Annotated in this window: 12 protein-coding genes and 1 tRNA gene; 2 read left to right on the plus strand and 11 right to left on the minus strand. The window is 59.1% G+C overall.

Features of this window, described 5'->3' with window-relative positions:
• The gene (locus Q7T10_RS16260; protein ID WP_370653785.1) at positions 1-2,700 is read right to left on the minus strand and encodes a helicase-related protein; all 2,700 of its coding nucleotides are present in this window, start codon (positions 2,698-2,700) and stop codon (positions 1-3) included.
• 138 nt (positions 2,701-2,838) lie between these two features.
• Positions 2,839-8,163, minus strand: coding sequence for a DEAD/DEAH box helicase (locus tag Q7T10_RS16265; protein WP_304750328.1), 5,325 nt, complete (start codon positions 8,161-8,163; stop codon positions 2,839-2,841).
• Between the two features lie 330 nt (positions 8,164-8,493).
• Between Q7T10_RS16265 and Q7T10_RS16270 the strand changes: the two genes are divergently transcribed.
• Together Q7T10_RS16270 and Q7T10_RS16275 are read left to right on the plus strand one after the other, a co-directional pair.
• Positions 8,494-8,703: an AlpA family transcriptional regulator gene (locus Q7T10_RS16270; RefSeq protein WP_304750329.1), complete on the plus strand. Its 210-nt coding sequence runs from the start codon at positions 8,494-8,496 to the stop codon at positions 8,701-8,703.
• Positions 8,704-8,843: 140 nt separating this feature from the next.
• Positions 8,844-9,893 carry a hypothetical protein gene (locus Q7T10_RS16275; protein WP_304750330.1) on the plus strand — a complete coding sequence of 350 codons (1,050 nt, stop codon included), beginning with the start codon at positions 8,844-8,846 and terminating at the stop codon, positions 9,891-9,893.
• A gap of 458 nt (positions 9,894-10,351) precedes the next feature.
• Here the strand turns inward: Q7T10_RS16275 and Q7T10_RS16280 are convergent, their stop codons facing one another.
• From Q7T10_RS16280 to rpoC, 9 genes are all read right to left on the minus strand, one after another.
• A complete protein-coding gene (locus Q7T10_RS16280; RefSeq protein ID WP_304750331.1) occupies positions 10,352-11,884 on the minus strand; it encodes a site-specific integrase in 1,533 nt (510 codons plus the stop codon).
• Positions 11,877-12,275, minus strand: coding sequence for a hypothetical protein (locus Q7T10_RS16285; protein WP_304750332.1), 399 nt, complete (start codon positions 12,273-12,275; stop codon positions 11,877-11,879). Before Q7T10_RS16285 ends, Q7T10_RS16280 begins: the two co-directional genes overlap by 8 nt.
• A gap of 318 nt (positions 12,276-12,593) precedes the next feature.
• Positions 12,594-12,669, minus strand: a tRNA-Phe gene (locus Q7T10_RS16290).
• 49 nt (positions 12,670-12,718) lie between these two features.
• Positions 12,719-13,396: a response regulator gene (locus tag Q7T10_RS16295; protein ID WP_304750334.1), complete on the minus strand. Its 678-nt coding sequence runs from the start codon at positions 13,394-13,396 to the stop codon at positions 12,719-12,721.
• Positions 13,397-13,434: 38 nt separating this feature from the next.
• The gene (locus Q7T10_RS16300) at positions 13,435-15,726 is read right to left on the minus strand and encodes an ATP-binding protein (protein WP_304750335.1); all 2,292 of its coding nucleotides are present in this window, start codon (positions 15,724-15,726) and stop codon (positions 13,435-13,437) included.
• Positions 15,723-16,358, minus strand: coding sequence for a DUF4390 domain-containing protein (locus Q7T10_RS16305; RefSeq protein WP_304750337.1), 636 nt, complete (start codon positions 16,356-16,358; stop codon positions 15,723-15,725). The genes Q7T10_RS16300 and Q7T10_RS16305 overlap by 4 nt, the downstream gene beginning before the upstream one ends.
• The gene (rsmB, locus tag Q7T10_RS16310) at positions 16,315-17,640 is read right to left on the minus strand and encodes a 16S rRNA (cytosine(967)-C(5))-methyltransferase RsmB (RefSeq protein ID WP_304750338.1); all 1,326 of its coding nucleotides are present in this window, start codon (positions 17,638-17,640) and stop codon (positions 16,315-16,317) included. Before rsmB ends, Q7T10_RS16305 begins: the two co-directional genes overlap by 44 nt.
• Positions 17,641-17,648: 8 nt before the next feature.
• Entirely contained in the window at positions 17,649-18,209 is a 561-nt protein-coding gene (locus Q7T10_RS16315; protein WP_304750339.1) for a LemA family protein, read from the minus strand.
• 115 nt (positions 18,210-18,324) lie between these two features.
• Positions 18,325-22,542, minus strand: coding sequence for a DNA-directed RNA polymerase subunit beta' (gene rpoC, locus Q7T10_RS16320; protein ID WP_304750340.1), 4,218 nt, complete (start codon positions 22,540-22,542; stop codon positions 18,325-18,327).
• Positions 22,543-22,559: the final 17 nt, after the last annotated feature.

Below are 22,559 nucleotides of genomic sequence, written 5' to 3' on the forward strand. Positions count from 1 at the left end.
TCAAACTCCTGCTGCGGCTGGAACCAGCACATAAACACCCATCACATCTACCGGCAGGCTGGCAGTAACCTGATAGGTGCCTTTGGCGTCAGCCGCCTCGCGCACACGACGGTGGTCCTGTAACAAAATTTGGGCCCGTTCACGGGCGATGGCCTCGAGTTGCGGTTGCCAACCAGGTATGGCGTCGAGTGCTTGTTGCAGATGACGGTCACGGATGACAGCGGGCATATTGCGGGAGGCGTCCATGCCCAACAAGTTTTGCGCTTCATTGGCTGGCAAACTGACAATGGCATCAGCGCCAGCGGCGCTGACAGCCACGGTTTCTTCGCACAGCATCAAACGGGTCTGACTGCCGCGGGTCACGGTGAGCTGGTGACGCAGGCGCAGCAGCAGCACAGTGGTCTTCGCGCTGACATGGCCCACAAAGGCAGCACCTGCGCGGGCCACCGCATCGTCTTCTGACGCATCTTGCGAGGCCAGCGCGCGCTCCAGCAAAGTGTCCGCCAGAGCCACGACGAGTGGATGGGTGCGGTGGATAAACATCGCGCCCTGGTCTGCCGGTTGATGGAAGTTCACCCGCAACGTGCCTGTGTATCCGTCAGCGGCCAGCCGCTCTTTGATGGAGGTTGGCAGCTGGTCCAAGTGCAGCTTGTTGTGCTGTTTATAGGGCTCTAACGGCACGCCGAGTTTGGCCACGGCCCGAGTGACGAAGCGTGCTACGTCATCCTCACCGCCCAACACAGCGGCAGACTTGCGCCACTCAGGCAATACGTCTTCCGGCTTGATACGGCGCTGGGCAAAAATGGAGCGGTTTTTGGCGGCTTTGTCGCGGGCGCTTTGCCAGGCTGTTTCAATCTCACGCGCCGGCTCACCAAAGTCGAGGGCAACTTGGGCTTGATTGCCGACGCGATTGTTTTTACGCAGCAGCACGGCATTCAGCAGCGCTTGAGTAAGCTTGCCCTGGTCGTCTGGCATGGGAACCAGCACACCGAGCTCCTTACGGATGCTTTCGGCTTTGCGCAGAATGACTTGCAGCACGGCACCATCGACGGGGTTGTCTTCGCCATACAGCATGGTGCTGCGGACTTCGCGTGCCTTTTGGCCGAAGCGGTCCACGCGGCCTTCTCGCTGCTCGTGGCGGGTGGGATTCCAGCTCAGGTCGTAGTGCACCACTGAGGTAAAAAGGCCTTGCAAATTGATGCCTTCTGATAAGCAGTCCGTGGCCACCAAAATTCGTTTCTCAGTGTCCCCCAACTCCTCGACTGCTGCTTCACGTTCACTTGGCGTCAACTCGCCCGTGACTGCCTTGACAGTGGCATCCTTGAACTTGCCCCGCAGAAAGTTGGCCAGGTAATGCGCCGTGGCGATGTACCGGCAGAAAACGACGGGTTTAAAGCCCTCTTTAACCAGGAGCGTCAGGTGCTCGAGCAGCTTGGTGAGCTTGGGGTCGTTGGCATCGCCAGCCAGCTTCTCTGCATCGACAATGAGTTTCTGCAGCAGCGCGCTGTTTTCCGTTTGCGCGGCAGGCTCAATGTCATCGGTGGACAAGGAGTCGTCTATGCCGTCCAGCACCCGTTCGCCCGCCTGGGCTTCGACGTCATCCAACGACAACTCTTCAGACTCTTCGCCTTTAGCTGAACCATCAAGCCGTGTGCGCAGGGCATTCACGGCGGCGGCAGGTGAAGACGAGATGCAGCGCAACAGGGCCAGCGCGGCCCACCAACCCATGCGTTGCTCACGCAAACCCTGTCCTTCGGTGCGCACGACCAATTCACGAGCGTAGTCCAGCACGTCATTGAACAGCTGGCCCCAGGCCCCGGTAAGCCGGTAAGTGATTTCAGCGGTTTTGCGGTCTGGGAACATCGATGCGTCTTGCCACTCAGCGATGTCGGGACGGCGGCGCTGCACAAAATGGCGTGACAGGTCATCCCGCAAGTCAGTCCGTGCACCGGGTGCTAGGTCCTTGAGTTGCGTGAAATCCGGCTTCAAGAGACCAAGCAAATTGAAGAACGCATCCTCATCGCCGCTGTGGGGGGTTGCCGTGAGCAGTACCATGTGGCGGTTGACGTCTTCGGACAAACCCTTGAGAAGCTGATAGCGCTGCTGCCGACCCTGACCACCATGGGTGCAGGTGTGGGCCTCGTCGACGATGACGAATTCAGGGCAAAAACGCTGAAATGCTTCGCGACGGCGCTCGGACTTGATGTAATCCAGGCTGACCACGGTGAAAGGATTGGCGTCAAACACCGACGTACCGGGAGCCAACTCGCGCTCCAGGCGAGCGGCGGTAGCACTGCGCACCACCACGGCATGGATGTGAAAACGGTCCGCCAACTCACGCTGCCATTGCTCGCACAAATGCGGCGGGCACAGAACTGTCATGCGTTGAATTTCGCCACGGTCCAGCATTTCACGGGCAATCAGGGCGCCCTCGATGGTCTTGCCAATACCGACGTCGTCGGCGATGAGTAGACGCACGGTTGAGAGCTTCATGGCCATCAGCAGCGGCACCAACTGATAGGCCCTGGGCTCCACAGCGATGTTGCCAAAGCTGCGGAACGGCCCCGCCCCATTTCGCAGCTTCAACTGCAGGGCATCCATCAATAGCTGGCTGGCAGCATGGTTGCGCGCCTGCGCTACGGTGGGCCAAGGAAAAGTGGCGGGTTGAACCGGCTGGCGTTCCAGCGGCAGGTAAATCAACGACTCATCCTTTTCACCCCCACCCAAAGGGCGCAGATGAAGGGTGTCTGGGCTAGATTCCGGTAAGACTATCCATTCGCGGCCACGGGCGGAGACAAGGCTCCCCGGGTAAAACTCAGCGGTCATTGCATTCATCGTTTATTCGTTTTTACCAGCACCAAAGAGGTCGGCATTTTTCGTGAAAATGGCAGGCCACAGGACCTGCTCTTTCGGGAAGCGGACAACCAAGAATCCTTGCTCGTCAAGCTTGCGGTCAATGGCTTCATCCTTCTCCTGCTGGGCAGCCCTGTCGTGGTGCGGCCCGTCGACGAAGACAACCAGGTTGTAGTCGTCATAGAAGAAGTCGGAACAGGCATGAACTGATTCAATGGTGTGCTGCGCGCGGTCAGGCTTGCGATGCCCATGCGCCTCTACGTAGGCCAACCAAGCCTGTTCCAGGGAACTGGTGGACATGCGGGCGAGCTCGGCACTGTGCTGCGCTGGGGCCCGTCCTTGCGTTCCCAAAGCAAGCTTGGACGCCGTCAGCCGGCAAAGAATGTCGAGTACCAGGCCTTTGGCGACCGCGTCTTTTCTGTCAATAATCGGGTGGTCAGGCTGGTTGTAATAGGACAGCAGACAACGGTAGCAGCCTGCTTCACAAATCGACTTGCCATGCTCGTCGAGCTCTTCGACCAAGGTCTTTTTGGCCCAGGGTTGACCGACTGCCGGACGCTGGAAGTGCAGGATTTCCAACGCCTCGGCCGCCACGGCCGCAAGAGCATGGGGTTCAGTCGCGATGCGGGTCAACACGCCAGCACCGCCCTCAGCTGCCTCGAAAAATAGGATGGACTGCCGGTTGTCCCGGTTGGGCAGCGGCTCGCCGACAAGCTCGCTTTCCTCCAATTGGTACACCGCCTCGATACCGCGCTTGAGCGCGTACTGCAGTGTGGTCATGGAAGACGCGGAGAGCACACCCAGACGGTAAGACGGACGAATAACCAGAATGTTGCGGCGGTCTTCCACGAAGGGGACGATGCGCTGGGGCGGCGTTTTATCCGGCGGCGCGTCGTCACCATTCTCATCGCCTGCTTCATCCACACCACCGACCCAATGCCCGGTAACCGGATTCATCATGAAGCCGCGGACAGCTTTTTCTTTGCGTCGGCGCCAGCCGTAGTTCATGCGCCAGATGGTGGCCGCCGGACCATATTGCAGCTCCAGTAGCGGCCCCTCGGCATCGGACACCTCCGACATGACCATTTGCAGTTTGCCATCTGCTTCTGCGAACTGCAGCGTGGTCTGCATCTCGTAGCCTTGCCGCGTCCGTTCTTCTTCGTTGGCGGTAATGCGCTCGGCCCGCTTGGTCGACACGTTCTCAATTCGGTACAGGTTCTTGACCTCTTCGGCGCCAGACAACGAGGCATCGCAAGAAACACAGCGGTCGGCATCCCGCTGGGAGCGGAAGTGACCGTAACCGCAAGAGGGACACAAGCGGGCCACTTCGGTGGTTAGCTTGGCGCCCTCGGAAACCTGGTCCTGACTGGTAATGGTAAGCAGGGCCTTGGTCACCCGGTACTGGCTACCCTCGTGATAAATCAGACTGTAGGGACCAAACTCGCTCAATGCCAAGAACCGTGGGCGTGACAGAAAGCTTTCGCGGCCAATGTTGCCGCGACGCGCCGGAATGTACGCGAGCAGCGGCAGTCGCGGGAAGTTGTAGCCCGGCAGAAAGCCTTGGCTGGCCAGGTACCGATACGTGTAAAAGTCACTGTTGAAGGCGCTTTCCCCAGCCAACAGCAAGTCGCGTTGCTTGCGGGCTTCGTTATGCCGCTGTTGAGCCTCGCGGCGTTCGCGCTCGCTGGCAGCTGGGTTGTTCTCAATTTTGAAGTTGAGTTCAATCTGCCTCGCTGTTGCACGGTAGAGGTCGCGCCAACGGTTCAAAGAGCTGTCGAATTCAAGGTAGGCCCGTTGAAACACAGTCTCTGGCCAAGTTGGGGTGTACCAAGGAGCCCGTTCCGGTGTCAGCTCATCTTTCAGCATGGCCAGTACCGCCAAACCACGCGCATGGGCACGCTTTTGGGCCTGCGGCTTGCCAAGGTCTGACTCCAGGTCGTCCGTGATGGGCAGGTCGTCAGGCTTGTCCATGTTCAACAGGTCACGGATGCTGTTGCCCAGTTTCTTGCCGGTCTCGGCAAGCCAAATGGCTTGCATGTGGCTCTGCACGAGCTCACGGTTGGCAAGGTCCAAGGTGGGCGGATTGACCTGCCCGTGCACCATGCGCACGGGGTCGCGGAAGTAATACTGGTCGTGCGGCGATTGCGCTGCACAGTAAGTGATGACTAGCGCTGGCTGGCCGGCGCGGCCGGCACGACCGCTACGCTGTGCGTAATTGGCCGGTGTCGGCGGCACGTTGCGCATGTAGACGGTATTGAGCGAGGAGATATCAACGCCGAGCTCCATCGTGGGAGAACAGAACAACACCGGCAGCCAGTTAAGCTCAGTGCCATGCGTTTTCACCCATTCACTGCGGTCTTTTTCAGTGAATCGGAAGCGGGCTTCCCGCTCCATGCGGTCTTCCTGCTCCACTTGCGCCGTGTGTTCGCGGGCTTCAAAGTCAAACAGCTGGTGGGCTGGCTCGGCCAACAAGCGCGAAATGTTGCGATACAGGTTGCGGAAAAAGACATTGTCATGCGACTGCAATGCGCTGCGCCCATCGCCAGCGGCCCAGAGCAGGGAGCTGCCATTGAGCTGCCAGCCCATCAGGCCGACATCGGTTTCTTCCTTGCGCACCAGTCCGTAACTTTCAGCGGCCTTTAACAAAGCGTTTATGACATCCGGGTACGACTTGTCATTGACCTGTTTGTAGAACGGATTCGCGCCACCCCAGGTGCTGCCCTTGCGCAACTCGCGACCCAGGCGTGAGCGGCTGGAGCCAATGACCAAGTAGTCTTCAATGTTCTGTCTGCGTCCGCGCGGCCTGTTGTCATCCGCCGGGCGTGACGTGATGAACCATTTAGCAGGCAGCGGGCGCTCGTCTTCCGTGAAGCCCCAAGGTTCGCGCAGATTGGCAAAACTGAGGGTGCGCAATTGGTCGAGCTCGGTGCGGTCCAGATAACGTGTGGCGATGCACAAGCCCTGGCGCATGGTCTCGAACAACTTTTGCAGCACCAGTGCACGCTCTGCCGGCTTTGCCGACCGTAACACCTGGGGCGCATTGGCCCACTCAGCTTCATCACCAGCCAGGTCATCAATGTCCTGGTAGGCAATGCGGACCAGGCCCAATTGTTCAAGATTGGGATTATTGAAACGCCAACCGCGCCGCAGGTCATAGAAGCTGCGGTAGCCCAGGATGGAGCGCATGGCGTCTTGGACCTGGCGACGCGCATTGCCCTTCACCTCCGGTTGCTGCATGTACTCTGCACGAACGCCTGCATCATCGCGCTCGAAGCCCAGGGCCTCAAACACGGCATTGGCAATTTCCTTTTCGGACAGCGGCTTGCCCGCCGTGCGCTGGAGCGCCGACAACAAAGCGGCTCGCGTCAACAGGACCTGCAAGAAGTCATTGAAGTGGCCGGCCTGCAGCGCGGCATCCTGCCGGTTGTCAGAAAAACCCAAGACTTTCTTGGCTTCACGCGACAGCTGATGGTCTTGCTCGTACAGGTACCGCAGCGAGGACAGCGTCAGCATGGTGGTGGCCGAGCTACGGCCTTCACCTGACAGCGATGTCAAACGCAGGGAGTCCTTGCCGGCAGTCGCATGGCTGGTGTTGCATGCCAGGCAAAAGCGAAAGCTTCCAGGGATGAACCAACCGTTGAGACCTTCGGCCGTGGTCGTGACGCCATCCGGGCGAACCTTGAGCGCCTGGGGCACGAATTTCTTTTGCGTGCTTTTGACACGCCACTCGCCATCCGCTCGCTCTTCGACCCAGGTTTCGGGGTATCTTTCCGGGTCGGCATCATTCCATTGATGGTCCACGTCGGGCATGAAGAAACCGAACTTGATGCCATCGTCCTCGTTCTGGCGTTCATCAATACTGCGTCGCTGCAACACACGGCCTTCCGGCCCCGCTGCATCCCACACCGGAACATATTCCTGGCCGCAATCTCGGCAGAAGTGGACGTTGTACAGGTGGCGGCTGCGGTCGCCAGCGACGAACTGCTGGCCGAAAAGCGTTATGGCGCGTTTGCCTGGAGCCTCTAAGGAGGCATAGACCTTGCCCCCACCCGAAATGAACTGGTGCAGTTTGAACGCAAAAAGCGATTTGCCGGTGGCATCGGTGACGTTGTAGGCCCGGAGCAAAAACTTTTGCAGGTAATCGTTGCACTGCAACTCCGGTTGGCCGGAGGCCTGCGCCAATAAAGCAGCCGCCTGTTTGAGGGTCTTGGGCTTGGCACGACGCGGCTTATTGCTCTCATAAGTCAACCCCAGCGTCAGCTCGACCCAAACGGACACGGGGTGACGCGCCATTTCTGCAAACGACAGGTTACTCGGAACCCCTGCGGCAATGGCAGCAGCCAACTTGGGGGCGACCGTCTTTTCGGTCTCAGTTTCCGGCGTGGTGCGCTTGAGGGTCTCGGTGACGATGTTGCGGTCGGGAATGGCGGTGCCAAAAAGACGCGATGCAACGCGTGCAACCGTGGCGTTGCGCTCCATCTCCGTGCCGTCAGTCGCCATGGTTGCCGAGGTACCGATACAAACAAGGTTGTCCGCCAGCGCTTCACGCACGCGGCGAACCAGCAAGGCAACATCAGCACCCTGTCGGCCTCGGTAGGTGTGCAGCTCATCAAGAACGAGGAAACGCAAGCCCCGGGCGTTCGCCACCACTTGCTGGTCGATGGCATTTTGCCGGGTGAGCAGCAGCTCGAGCATCATGAAGTTGGTGAGCAGAATGTCGGGCGGATTGGCTTTCATGGCTTCGCGCTCTTCAGTGTCTTCTTGACCAGTAAACCGGCCGAAAGTCACCGCACGGGAAGCGGGGTCAGCGCCAAGGAATTTTTTGAGCTCCTCCAGCTGGCTGTTGGCCAGAGCGTTCATCGGATAGACAACAATGGCGCGAGTCCGGGGCGTGGGGTCCGCTGCTTTCGCCTTGATGCAGGCGTCCACGATGGGGATGAAATAGGCGAGTGACTTGCCGGAGCCCGTACCCGTGGTCAGGACATAGCTCTCACCAGCAGCGGCCAGGCTGATGGCCTCCGCTTGGTGCTTATGCAGTGGCAGGGAATACCCTGCCGAGGAATCTGTCTTGCCAAATCGAAAAATATCGGCGCACAAGTGATGTAAGTGACCGGCCTCAACAAAGGCTTCCACCGTGCCACCTTCCCGAAAGTTTGGATTGACCTGAATAAGAGGTTCTGGCCAGAACTTCTGGGAGTCGTATTCCGCATCGATGAAAGTGCGGATGTCATCTGCCCTGATGCGGGTAAAACTGCGCGTGAAATCCGAATACTCTTTAACGAGACTGGCGCGAAAGTCGAATACATCCAAAACTGCCTCCCCTTGTTGCTCTTTGTCAAAGTATGACAGCCAAGGGGCACAAAGCAGACGCGGCCAACCGAAATACTTGACCCCTTGAGTTATGCGCGCTGAGAAAACGGGATTACGACCGCCTGGACCCACGAGTTTGTCGTTCTTGAGTCCCGATGGATACCTGAACTGGCTCGCGGGCAGGTGATGCTTCTAATGGCCGGTCTAAAAGGGCAATTGCATCCATAGGCCTGACCAATATGCCTGTCGAATTGCAGAAAACGTGCTCGTATCGCGCCAAATTTAAAACTCGTCGCATATACGTGTTTTAACAATCACTCAGGTCAATGTATGCAAACAGAAAACACCCCCGTCTACCTCAAAAAAGCTGAGGTCTGCGCCCAGCTCGGCATCTCGGCCCGCACCCTCGAAAACCTCGTCCTGGCGAACAAGTTCCCCAAAGGCGTGCCAATGGGCAAGTGGGCCTTCTGGAGCCCGAAGGTGCTCCAGGACTGGCGTCAACGTCAATTTGCCGTGCAAGAAGCCTGGCGACCGGTCTGACATCTTCAAACCGCCCGAGCCCTCACCGCACGCGTCGCTGACAGCAACTCGGTTTCGTCCGCGGCCGCCCCATGCCCCGGTGCCCGCCGCCGGGGCCGGGCAGTCAATTCCCCAGTTTCAATGGTTCGAACAATTCCGCCATGGCGTCTTCCCATCCCACCCCTTCGTTGCCGGCTCGCCCAGACGGCACATTGGCCAGCGCTGCATTAGCACCAGCTGGCGTTGACGACTGCTCCGCGCATTTATTTCCGGATGTGACCATCGACAGTGCAAACCCGTCAGAGCCGCTGCTGACCCGCCGGGGGGTGCTGCACACCAAGCGGGGCTTCAGTGCGCGGCGGGAAGACGCATTCAATGACCTGCGCGGCCTGAAGCCGTCCCCAGAAAAGCATGCCCTGTACCAGGAAATCCGTTTCTACGTAGAGGAGGAGGCTGAGCTTGAGAGGCGGCTGCAGGAATTTTTCATCCCCCAGCACGGGCCGACACAGTTTCTGAGTCCACGCGCTTTCTTCCAGTGCGCCCTCTTCAATGCACGTAGCCGCTCGGTGGAGCGGCAGCTCAATGTCGAACTTGAGCTGCCAGTCGTGCTCGGCACGCCGTCCATCCGCTACAGCGGCCCCGAGCTCAGGCAGTCGGATGGACGTGTTTTTCTGGCGCTCATGCATATGCTGCGCGACGTGCAGGCTGGCACCCGGGTCACCCTGCAACCCGAGCCCGTTTGCATCGCCCTGTTCGGTCGCTACGATGGCAATAGCCGCAAGCAACTTCGCATTCACATCCAGCGCCTGCAAAAGGGCCTCATCCTTACCGGCAAGTTCAGCGTGCAGCTGTGTCTTGCTTTTGACTATCCATCCCGTGGCCCCTGGAGAGTCGCCCTGCACCCGCACATCGTGGACCTGTTCCGCCTGTCCCCCCGGGTCTGGCTGTCCATGCCTTTGCGGCTGACCTTGTCCGAGGGCCTCTCAACCTGGCTCTACGCATTCATCGAAAGCCAGACCAGGCTCATCCCCATGAACATCACCACCCTGCGCGAGCTCAGTGGCTCGGACTCTGGCGAGCGTGCGTTCGTCAACTCGATGCGCCTGGCGCTGCAGGAACTGACGCGCAGGGACATCATTGAACCCGGCTGGTCATTGCGCCAGGGTCAGGTGCGGTGGATGAAAAAACGCCCGTCATCGACATCGGATTGAGCCATGGACAAAAGCCCATGTTGTTTGCGATGCAATCGATGTCACTTGCAATGCAACCCCCTCCCTGGGTGCCCCCACAATCCGGTTTGACCTGCACAAACAGGCAATTTGATGTCGATTGCAATGCATCTGATGTTCATTGCAATGCAGCGATAGCCCGCGAGCCCGCCTGTACAGCGGGATTGGCGCAATCCGTCTCTTTACTCCTATTCGCTCGCGCGCACAGCAGACCTGGCGGCCTGCGCATCAGTCCCTGAACGCACTATTCCTGGCGCAGCAGCGGCTTGTGGCCGGGCAGAACTGCATTGCAAATGACATGTCCGCCACTTCAATGTGCAGGTCGACCTTTGCAGACGCCGCCGTATGCCGCTGCACGCACGTGCAGCGGCATACTGTTTCAGTGCATCAACCGGGTCGCTCCTGCAGAGCCCGGGTGGCTGATGGGGTCCCGGGCTTTATCAGCCTTGAGCGCTCAGCAAGGAACCGCTCCCTTCTGAGGCAACGCTCCTTCTGGCCAGCTGCAGCACATTGCCTGGTCCCCGGTCTGGGTCGGGCTCGCTATCCGATGGCAACTCCTGGCGGGAGGCAAGCGCTGGCACGCACGGTTGGTCCTGTACGTCCGGATTGGACTGGCGTTGTGATTGCGCCTGAACAAGCCCGGCAATCGCGGCTTGTGCTGCGAGTTTCGCCATGGCTTCCATCTGCTCCTGCGTGAACAAGGCCGGCGCCACGCACGCGACCGCCGGCTCCAGCGCTGCTGCCTGAACCGGGGTCGGCGCTGACTGCGCTGGCGGCGTGGGCGCATGCAGGACTTTCACAACGTCGTCGGCGCCGACCTGAACATAACGATGGACCATTGCCAAGGTCTTGTGTCGAGTCAAGGCCTGTACCAGAAACACATTGCCGGTTTTTAGCGCCATTTGCGTGGCCGCCGTCCGGCGCAGGTCGTGCATGTTCAAATTCTTGATGCCGGCGCGCTTACAGGCGCGATTCCAGGATGCCCTGAGTGACTCATAGGTGATTTTCACAATGGGCTCGTCGGGCGCTCCCGGGCCCAGGTCGCGCAAAGCCTGCAGGGCAGCGGGAGACAGTGGCACCTCGCCCTCGCCACCTTCTTTCGGGTCATGCAGTATGAGGACGCATCGCTCCCAATTGACGTCCCGCCAATGGGCTTTTTCAAGAGGCTCGGACGCCCGCATTGCGGTTTCACGCAGCAGGCTGATGACGGGGCCGACCAGGCTATTTCTGCAGTCTTCAATCGATGCATCGAGCAGGGACTTCTCTTCCTCTGAAACCACACGTTTACGTGTGTTGTTGACTTGGGGTAATTTCAATTTGGTCGCGGGGTTGTCGTGCAAGTCGGCCCATGTCCATTGGCTGAATGCGTGCTTGAACAGGACACGCAGCATCGAGCGCTCCAATGCAATGGTGGACGCCGCGTTTTTGTCGCGCTGCATGGCAAGAACAAAGTCCTGTAAAAGTTTTCTTGAAACCTCACTCATGGGCGTGGTGGCAATCACTGCACGGTACTTTTCAGTATTGGCATTCTGGGTCAACTGATTGCGACGGTGCTTGTGCAGGCCATTGGCAACTTTCCGCTCGGTCGTATGTGGCGCCAGGGTCACCTCAAAGTAGGCGCCTTCGCCCGACTTTGTCTTTTCATCCGGCGCATCCGACGGGGCCTTAATCGCGGTCGCCACCAGGGTGTCCAGACCTGCGTAACGCAAGTAATGGTTCATTCGACGCGCCTCCTGCACCGCGCCCTTCATGAATGGCAGTCGCTCCACTGCGTAGTCCTGAAGCGCCTGCGCCACCGTGGTTTTGTCAGCGCCCAATCCCGCTGGACGTAAATTCCGGTCGATGACAGTCAGGCAATCGCGCACGGCTTTCTCAACCTGCTCCTTCAGCTCGTAGCCGCACTTGTAAATATCGTTGCCCTTGTAGTGCTGGCGCATGGCCCAGCCGATACCTTCCTTGTATGCCTTAGCCATGGGACACCCCACCTTCTGCGAGCATCCGCGCAACGTGGCGCAACAAGGTCTGGCGCATTTTGAGGGTGCAGGCGCTGAGTTCGCACTTTGGCGTTTGCGCTGTCGCGTGCGTCACGGCGGCCGTGCTGGCTTGGTGTCGCAGGCGGCTGACGCTTGTGGCTGGCGCCTGCCTGGAGGGGTTCTGCGGATTCGCGCCGCCAGCGAAGGTACCCGGTTCGCGGCCTGCGCGTAACGCCCGAAAAGCCGGGTCGAAATAGGCGGGGCTGAGCACGCTAACGTTCTTGCTTGCGCGAGACGTCTGACCCTTTTTGAGCCGGGCGATAGGTGCCTGCTTGACGGGTGCCGGCTGGGAGGATGCCTTCTTGTTGGCCTGATTTGAAAACGGGTGCATTTGCAACTCCTGAGTTGGTGGAGTTGCGTGTAAGAAGCGCTGTTCTTTAAGCCCCTGGCAAGCCTTTAGGCGGTCTTAAAAGGACCTCCTCAAAGCCTTGCCTCATCTGCCTTGTCCACAGGGCTCCAAAATGTCCAAAGACATTTCAGGCGCACCTGTGCGCAGTGATGGCACAACCTGTACGCAGGGGTGCACCAGACATCCGCATACGCGCGTCGGTGTCAGAACCTGCGTCAGAAAACAAAAAAGCGGCCTGTTTGAAGGGCCGCTTATTTTGTAATCCCCCAAGCAAACCGTTGATTTGCAAGGAGTTTTATATGGTGGCCTGGGGCGGAATCGAACCACCGACACAAGGATTTTCAATCCTCTGCTCTACCGACTGAGCTACCGGGCCTGAGCGGCAAATTATAGCAGCATCTCCGACGCGATCGCAAAGGCGCAGGTCACGCCGCGTTGCGTTTGCCTCGCGTCAAGTCGACGCCCAATTGTTTCAACTTGCGATACAGGTGTGTTCGCTCAAGCCCTGTTTTCTCTGCCACCCGCGTCATGGATCCATTTTCTTTGGCAAGGTGGTATTCAAAGTATGCCTTTTCAAATTCGTCGCGAGACTCGCGCAATGGCTTGTCCAGCATGAAGGTTCGTTGGGATTGAAGTCCCGCCTCTGTCGCAACTGGTGCTGATTGCCCGATCATCACGGCAACGTCCACCACCTGCATGACCGCCGAGGTCGTGAGGGGCGGTGGCGGCTTGCGGATCGCGCCGCGGGCCAGTCCCTGTTCGACCGCCTTGAGCAGTTTTTGCAGGGTGATGGGTTTTTCCAGGAAGGCCAGCGCGCCAATCTTGGTGGCCTCAACCGCAGTGTCGATGGTCGCATGCCCGCTCATCATGATGACGGGCATGGTGAGGGCACCCGTGGAGGCCCATTCCTTGAGAAGCGTCACGCCATCGGTGTCCGGCATCCATATATCCAGCAGTACCAGATCAGGCCGGTCGCGCAGGCGGGCGGCACGTGCTTGCGCCGCGTTTTCAGCCACTTCGACCGTATGGCCCTCGTCGTTCAGAATCTCCCACAACAGATCGCGGATGCCGAGCTCGTCGTCAACCACCAGTATGTTTGCCATGTTTTAGCGCGCCCCTTGGGTATATCTGTGTCGCGCGGCTAGCCCGACACGACATTCTCAGTGGTGAATGATAGCGATACTTGGGCACCCAACAATTTGCCGTCCACCATGCGGTTGGCAATGTCCACGCGGGTGCCATGTTCGTCGGCAATTTTTTTGACGACGGCCAATCCCAGTCCTGTACCCTTGGCCTTGGTGGTGACGTAGGGTTCAAATGCACGTTTGAGGATGTGCTCCGGAAAACCAGTGCCGCAGTCAAGCACACTGAGTCGAACCCGTCCGACCGTCTCAAGCCATTGGGTTCTAATGATCACGGCGTGTCCGCCATCGGTATGACCAGCGGTTTCCGTGGCATCTTGCGCATTCTGAAGCAAGTTGTGCATCACTTGTCGAAGCTGCTGGGCATCGCCCAGTATTCGCGGGCTGCGTGGGTCAAGCTCCATCTGCACTGGCACCTGTGAGGTTTCGCTCGCATACAGCTGCAATACTTCCGTCACTAGGGCATTCAAGTCAACGGGCCTTAATTCAGCGGCGGGCAGTCGCGCATAGTCCCGGAATTCGTTGACAAGACGCTTCATGGCGTCCACCTGGTCCACGATGGTTTTGACTGACTTGGTGAGCAGGGCCTGTTCTGGCGGTGCGACCTTGCCCGTCAGCTTCATCTCCAGCCGTTCAGCTGACAATTGAATCGGGGTCAATGGGTTTTTGATCTCGTGCGCCAGGCGCCTGGCCACTTCACCCCAGGCCTGGGCTCGCTGAGCAGACACGATTTCAGAGATGTCATCAAAGACTAAAAGCCTCGAAGACCCTGGTAGTTCAGCGCCTCGAGCTACTAAAATAATAGCATCATCGGCTTGCCTGCCGGTTAGCGCAGCGGCGGCGTTCCCCAACTCAAACGACTGCTGCCAGTGATCCAGGCCATGTTCGCTGCGCGCTCCCAAGAACGAATCAAACTGCGCCTGAACTTTTTCGCCAAATGTCTGCAGCCCTTCAATTTCAGCCAGGCGACGGCCTTCGTAGGCCGCCAGTGGTACCCGCAGAATTCGTGTCGCACCTGGATTGGAGGACTGAATGACGCCTTGCGCATCGAGCACCATGACACCCGCCGTCAGGTTATCGAGGATTGTCTGCAAATTGGCCCGTGCGGCATTGACCTGCTCCATGCTGGTCTGAACCGCCTGTCGGGCCTCTGACAGTTGCTGGGTCATCTCGGCAAATGAACGGGTCAAGCCATCAAGCTCATCCTTGCCCTGCAAAGATGCCTTCGGTGTCAAGTCCCCTGCCGCCACCTGGCTCACACCATCCGCCAGCAACAGGAGCGGGCGGGCAATCTGATTGCCCAACAAGACCGCCAACAAGACCGCGCCAAACACCGCCAGAAACAGACTGAGCGTCAAGGTCCCGATGTACATGCGGCGCAGGCCTTCACGTGCCAGCGCCCGTTCCTGGTATTCGCGATTGGCTTCCGTGACGGCCAGCGCGTTGGCGACCAGCGTCGGCGGCAAGGCTTGTGTCACAAGTAGAAAACGCGGCTCACTCAACAGGCCCAGACTTGTGCTGGAAACGAGAACCAGCGCCTTGATGCGCGCATCCCCTGCCACGCCCGGCACCGCATCATCAAGCCCTTCAATCCAGGTGATCGATCGCTGGGCCCGCGCATTGCGAAATTGTTGCTGGCTTGGCCGTTCCGGATTGAGCTGATAGCGGGATTGGCCCGCCGCGGCGATCAACTGCCCCGAGGCGCTCCATAGCAGGAGATCACTGGCACCCAGTTGTTCGCGGACACGTTCCAGTGGCAATGTCACGCTGACATTCGGTATGTCTGACAGCTGTGAGGTCGATGCACGCGCGTTGGTCGCCAGATCCTTGGACAGGGTTTCCAGTGTGACACGCCCAAGGTTGAGGCCGGCATCCAGCGCCCCTTCGACCTTGACGTCAAACCAACTTTCAATGGAGCGCGCCACGAACTGGTACGAGACCACGTAAATCAGGACACCTGGCGCGAAGCCCGCCAAGGCAAAGATGGCCGCCAGTTTGACCAGCAGGCGGCTGCCGAACCTGCCCTGACGTAGCCGCTTGACCAGTCGGTAGGCAATCCAAAGAATGATCAGCAGCAGCAGGCCGGCGACGACCACATTGAGCACAAAAAGTCGCGCGTAATTGCGCTCGTACATTTCACGGTTCGTGGTCGCTTGCGTCAGCAGGAACAGCAGCACCAGTCCGACAGCGACCATCGCAGCGAGACCGACGCCCACAGTCCAGCGCAGGGCGCGGGAGTTTCGTGTGGAAAAGCGGCGCGCCGCGGCCGCCGCCGGGCCGATGTCTCTCACGGGCCGCTCTCCAGTATCAGAGGTTGGCTGGATGAGACAGAGATATTCCACTCGGTCTGACCGAGCGTGCCAATCTGAAATGGGCGCGGCAACTGCGACATGTCCAGGCGAAAACGGAACGCCACAAAGTGGCGCTGCTCAAGATCGAGTTCTGAAACATCGGCAATCTTCCAGCGAGACAGTCGCTGCAACGCCGCCAATGCCTCGGACAATGCCTCAAAGTTCTGATTGAGAGCGACGCCCAGCCCGGCATTGGTAATCAGGCCTGAGGCCACGTTCAGCCGCCAGCGACGGGTCAGCGGCTGATAGGCCAATCGCATATGTCGCTCGGCGCCAGCCACCCTTTTGTTCGTCCAGTACCAGCGCTCGCGAAACACGTCTGCTTCAGCGACAAAAATCATGGGGATGCCCTTGAGCAGGGCCTCCTCCACCACAACAGGCAATTCGAACTTGACGGCGGCGGAAAGTAGCACTGCTTCGCCGGCGCGCTCAAAGCGCAAAGGAGACACTTCTGTGATCGGTGCTTCAGCGTGCGCCGACCCGAAGTGGCCCCAAACCAGACACGCGCCAGCGATCAGCCCAAGCAGGTCAAGCCGCGCGTTTCTCCAGCAGTGCGTAATAAAAGCCGTCATGGTCACAAGCTAGATTGTCCGGGACGGCGTCGCTATTTGCCCCGTTATGGGGCAATAAATGCCCGGGTGAAGGCAGCAAGACTGCCTGGGTGTTGTGCGCAAGAAACGTTTGTATCTGATCCTCACCCTCCGCCCTGAAGACCGAGCAAGTGCAGTACAGGAGTCGCCCACCTGGCTTGAGCAAGGCCCACAAGGCCTTGAGCAGTCGGGCCTGAATCACGGCCAACTGCGCAATATCGGATTCCCGGCGCAACCAGCGTATGTCGGGGTGACGTCGCACGATGCCGGAGGCGGAGCAGGGTGCGTCCAGCAAAATGGCGTCGAACAACTGGCCGTCCCACCAGGCTGCCGTATCAGCCGCGTCGGCCGCCAGCACACGGGCCCGCAGTCCCAGCCGTTGCAGGGTCTGGTGAATTCGCTCGCAGCGCACAGGGTCAACATCCAGTGCCGTCACCTCGCAATCTGCGGTTTCCAGCAGATGCGCAGTTTTGCCGCCCGGCGCTGCACAGGCGTCCAGTACGTGGAGCGGACCCGCTGAGCTTAGCCCGGACAACAACAGGGGCGCGGCAAGCTGCGCAGCGGCATCTTGCACCGACACGGCGCCGTCCGCGAATCCCGGCAGCTCTTGCACGGGTCTGGCTTGCGCCAGAGTCACGCCGTAACTGCCGGCCGCAACGGCATCCAGACCGGCATCTTTGAGTGTCTGCAAATAAGGCAACACGGCGGTTCGTCTGACGTTGACTCGCAGGGTCATCGGTGCCTGTCGGTTGTTGGCTTCCAGAATGGCCTGCCAACTGGCTGGCCATTCCTTCTGCAGGCGGTCGATCCACCATTTGGGATGGTTCCACAACGCGACCGGTTTTTTGTCAGTGATCGCCACCAGCGCGTCACGTTCGCGCAAGAAGCGGCGCAAGCAGGCATTGATGAAGCTTGCCTGTGCGCTGGTTGCCGGGTTTTTCTTGGCCGCCTCCACCGCCTGGTTGACAAGCGTGAACACCTCATACGGCGCGTCCTGTTCGCGCCAAGCCAGGGCCAGCGCCGTGCACAACAAGGCGTCGGCTTGCGGCGGCGGGGTGCGACCCGCGAGTAGCTGCCTCAGCGCTTCAGCGCGTCCAAGCGAGCGCAGGACGTGAAATATCAGAGCCTGGACGCCAGGCCGCAGGTCGGAGGGGACGTCGGTCAGCGCCGCCGTTCCGGACACGCCTGAGCGGATGCCATGCAACAAGGCGGCAACCGCCTGCAACTGTCGCCACAATGGAATTTTTTGTTCGTTCGAGTTCATCTGCAAATCTATATCGGCTGCGCCGGCTTGAAACCAAACATCCACGCCAGCAATAGCGCAGGAAACTGGCTGATGGCGTCGTTGTAACTCGCGACCATCCTGTTGAATTCCGTCCGGGCTATTTCTGTCTGAAATGCAATGTGCTCCCATTGCGACTGCAAGGTGGCCGGCAGTGCCGACCCCGCCAGATCGGGCGGCAGATGTTGCAGCCGGGACCAGGACAGGCACAGGGTCTCGAATGCTGTTTTCAGCGCACTCGTCGTCGGTCCATTCAAAGGGTGCGCATGGGCCACTTTCAGCGATGCGTTGAACTGCTCAGCGGCGGCGGCAAGCCCGGCCCAGGCGGCAGAAGAGTTGTCGTGCCCATGTCCAGCATCGTCTCCATCGTGGACCTCCGCCGTATCGGGGATGTTTTCTTTTACCAGCGATAAGTACTGCTTGAACGACCCTTCCAGGGCGGCAAAGGCAACAAGGCCCTGGGAACGAAGGCGCACCAGACGGTTGTAGGCCCCCATCGACCAGAACAAAAAGACAGCGATGGCAATCCAGACCAAGACGGAATCGCTCATGTCCTTCAATCTCCAGATTCAGTCAGGCAAAAACCTGCAAAAGCAGCAATGAAAAACGCCTCAAGCCCCCGTAAAAAGGGCCTGAGGCGCTATCGTTTTGGCAGCGTATCGAGGGTTACTCGGTAGCCGATCCTTCGTTTGATTCCGTTGCCTCAGCCTCACCGGCCAGTTCGGCAGCTTCAGCTTCGGCAATGGCGCGGCGCTCGACATCGTCCATATTCTCGCGAACCTTGCGAGCTTCGTGATACGCCAAACCGGTCCCGGCAGGGATCAGTCGGCCAACAATCACGTTTTCCTTCAAACCACGCAATTCGTCGCGCTTGCCCATGATGGCTGCTTCGGTCAGAACACGGGTAGTTTCCTGGAAGGATGCCGCACTGATGAAGCTGTCGGTGGACAACGATGCTTTGGTAATACCCAGCAGCAAATTGGTGAAAGTCGCTGGCGTCTTGCCCTCGGCGCGCAATGCATCATTGGTGTTGAGCATCTCCGAGCGTTCAACCTGCTCACCGTTGATATAGCTGGAGTCCCCGGCGTTCTCAACCACGACCCGGCGCAACATCTGGCGAACAATCACTTCGATGTGCTTGTCGTTGATCTTCACGCCCTGCAAGCGGTAAACGTCCTGCACCTCGTCCACAATGTAGCGGGCCAGCTCTTCCGAGCCCAGCAGTCGCAAAATGTCTTGCGGGTCGGCGGGACCGTCGACGACGCTTTCGCCCTTGTTGACGACCTGGCCTTCGTGCACGATGATGCTCTTCTCTTTGGGCACCAGTTCTTCCCAGACTGCGCCTTCAGGGTCGGTGATTTGCAAACGGATCTTGCCTTTGGTCTCCTTGCCGAATGACACGGTACCCGTCATCTCAGCCAGAACACCCTTGTCCTTCGGCGAACGTGCCTCGAACAGCTCGGCAACACGCGGCAAACCACCGGTAATATCGCGCGTCTTCTGGCCTTCAATCGGGATACGTGCCAGCACTTCGCCGGGGCCTACATCCTGACCATCACGCACCTGCACCAGAGCCCCAACCGGGAATCCGATGGTCACCGAGTGATCGGTTCCAGGGATTTTCACCTCGTTGCCGGAGGCGTCAATCAACTTGACCTGCGGACGGATCACCTTGGCTGCACCACGGCGTTTCGGATCGATCACGACCATGGTGGACAGACCCGTCACCTCGTCGACCTGCTTGGCCACGGTCAGGCCTTCTTCCACGTTCTCGAAGTGAGCCTTGCCGGCGAACTCGGTAATGATGGGGCGTGTCAATGGATCCCAGTTGGCGAGAATCGCGCCTGACTTGATGGTCTGATCCGCCTTCACCGCCAGCACGGCGCCGTACGGCACCTTGTGACGTTCGCGCTCACGACCGTGCTCGTCATGAATGACGATCTCACCGGAGCGGGAAATCACCACCAGCTCCTTCTTGCCGTTGGTCACATAGCGCATCGTGGCGTTGAAGCCGATGCTACCGTTGGACTTGGCTTCCACGCTGGACGCAATGGCGGCGCGGGATGCGGCGCCACCAATGTGGAAGGTACGCATCGTCAACTGGGTGCCTGGCTCACCGATGGATTGCGCGGCAATCACACCGACGGCTTCGCCACCGTTGACCAGGCCACCGCGGCCCAGATCGCGGCCGTAGCATTTGGCGCAAATGCCAAAACGGGTTTCGCAAGTCAGCGCCGTGCGGACCTTGACCTCATCGACGCCGGCGATTTCCAGCTCTTCGATCATGTCTTCGTCCAGCATGGTGCCAGCCGTAGCCAGCACGGAACGGTTTTCCGGGTGCAGGACGTCATCTGCTGCGGTACGTCCCAAAATGCGGTCGCGCAACGATTCAATGACCTCGCCGCCTTCGACGATGGCGCGCATGAGGTAACCCCCGTGGGTGCCGCAATCCTGTTCGGTCACGACCAGATCCTGGGTCACGTCAACCAGACGCCGTGTCAGGTATCCCGAGTTCGCCGTCTTCAACGCCGTGTCCGCGAGACCTTTTCGGGCACCGTGGGTGGAGATGAAGTATTCGAGCACGTTCAGACCTTCGCGGAAGTTCGCGGTGATCGGCGTCTCAATGATGGAACCATCAGGCTTGGCCATCAGGCCACGCATGCCGGCCACCTGGCGAATCTGGGCCGCAGAGCCACGGGCGCCGGAGTCAGCCATCATGTAGATGGAATTGAAGGATTCCTGCTGAACCTGATTGCCATGGCGGTCGGTGACCACTTCCTTGGACAGCTGGGCCATCATCACCTTAGACACTTCGTCGCCGGCCTTACCCCAGATGTCGACCACCTTGTTGTAGCGCTCGCCGGTCGTTACCAAGCCGGACGTGTACTGTTGCCCGATCTCCTTGACCTCTTTTTCGGCGCGCTCGATGATGCCCGGCTTTTCAGTCGGCACCAACATGTCTTCAATGCAGATCGAGATGCCGGCCTTCGTCGCCAGGCGGAAACCGTATTGCAGCAACTTGTCGGCAAACACCACGGTTTCTTTGAGTCCACACTTGCGGAACGAGACGTTGATGAGCTTCGAAATTTCTTTCTTCTTCAGTGCCTTGTTGATGTTGGCAAACGGCAATCCCTTGGGCAATATCTCCGACAGCAAGGCACGACCTGCCGTGGTTTCCACCAGCGTCGTCGATGGCACCAATTCGCCAGTCTGTTTGTCCTTGGTGTACTCCGTCAGACGCACATTAATGCGGGCAGCCAGTTCAACCTCGCCAGCGTCAAATGCGCGCTGCACTTCACCGGTATCGGCAAAGATCAAGCCCTCGCCCTTGCCATTGATACGGTCCCGGGTCGTGTAATACAAGCCCAGCACCACGTCTTGCGACGGAACGATTGACGGCTCGCCATTCGACGGGAACAGCACGTTGTTGGACGCCAGCATCAATGTGCGGCATTCCACTTGTGCTTCCACGGACAGAGGCACGTGAACCGCCATCTGGTCACCGTCAAAGTCGGCGTTGAAGGCGGCGCAAACCAGCGGATGCAGCTGAATGGCTTTGCCTTCGATCAGGATCGGTTCAAAGGCCTGGATGCCCAAACGGTGCAGGGTAGGTGCACGGTTCAGCATCACCGGGTGCTCTTTGATCACCTCTTCCAGAATGTCCCATACCACCGGCGTGCCGGACTCAACTTCCTTCTTGGCCGCCTTGATGGTCGTGGCCACGCCCATGGCTTCCAGGCGGGCGAAGATGAAGGGTTTGAACAATTCGAGCGCCATCAGTTTCGGCAGACCGCACTGATGGAGTTTGAGCGTTGGGCCCACCACAATCACGGAGCGACCGGAGTAGTCGACGCGCTTGCCCAGCAAGTTCTGGCGGAAACGGCCGCTCTTGCCTTTGATCATGTCGGCCAAGGACTTGAGGGCACGCTTGTTGGCGCCCGTCATGGCTTTGCCGCGACGACCGTTGTCCAGCAGCGAGTCCACGGCTTCTTGCAGCATGCGCTTCTCATTGCGCGCAATGATCTCCGGCGCTTTCAATTCAAGCAGACGACGCAGGCGGCTGTTGCGGTTGATGACGCGGCGATACAGATCGTTCAGGTCCGAGGTGGCAAAACGACCACCGTCCAGCGGCACCAAGGGACGCAAATCCGGTGGCAACACGGGCAATACGTCCAGCACCATCCACTCGGGCTTGATGCCTGATTTTTTGAACGCCTCAAGCAGTTTGAGTCGCTTGGTGTTCTTCTTGATCTTCAGCTCGGAGCCGGTCGGGTCATTGCGCAGCTTTTCGATCGAGCCATCAATATCAATGCTTTGCAGCAAATCCTTGATGCCTTCTGCGCCCATCTTGGCCTGGAACTCGTCACCGTATTCCTTGAATTTGGCGTCGAAGTCGTCTTCCGACATGATGCTGAATTTCTTCAGCGGCGTCATGCCGGGATCGGTTACCACGTAAGCCTCGAAGTACAGCACGCGTTCGATGTCACGCAGGGTCATGTCGAGCACCAGGCCCAAACGGCTGGGCAGTGACTTCAGGAACCAGATGTGCGCGCAAGGTGCTGCCAGATCGATGTGGCCCATGCGTTCGCGGCGCACTTTGGTCTGGGTCACTTCAACGCCGCACTTCTCGCAGATCACGCCACGGTGCTTGAGGCGCTTGTACTTGCCGCACAGGCATTCGTAGTCCTTGATGGGACCAAAAATCTTGGCGCAAAACAGGCCGTCACGCTCGGGCTTGAACGTGCGGTAGTTGATGGTTTCCGGTTTCTTGACTTCGCCGAAAGACCAGGAACGGATCTTCTCGGGAGAGGCCATGCCAATCTTGATGGCATTGAAATGCTCATCAGGCGTGAACTGCTTGAACAGGTCGAGTAATGATTTCATGTTGAATCCTTTTCTTG

Origin of the sequence: Rhodoferax sp. (assembly GCF_030646845.1) — a bacterium.
In the GTDB taxonomy this organism is placed as follows: domain Bacteria; phylum Pseudomonadota; class Gammaproteobacteria; order Burkholderiales; family Burkholderiaceae_C; genus Rhodoferax.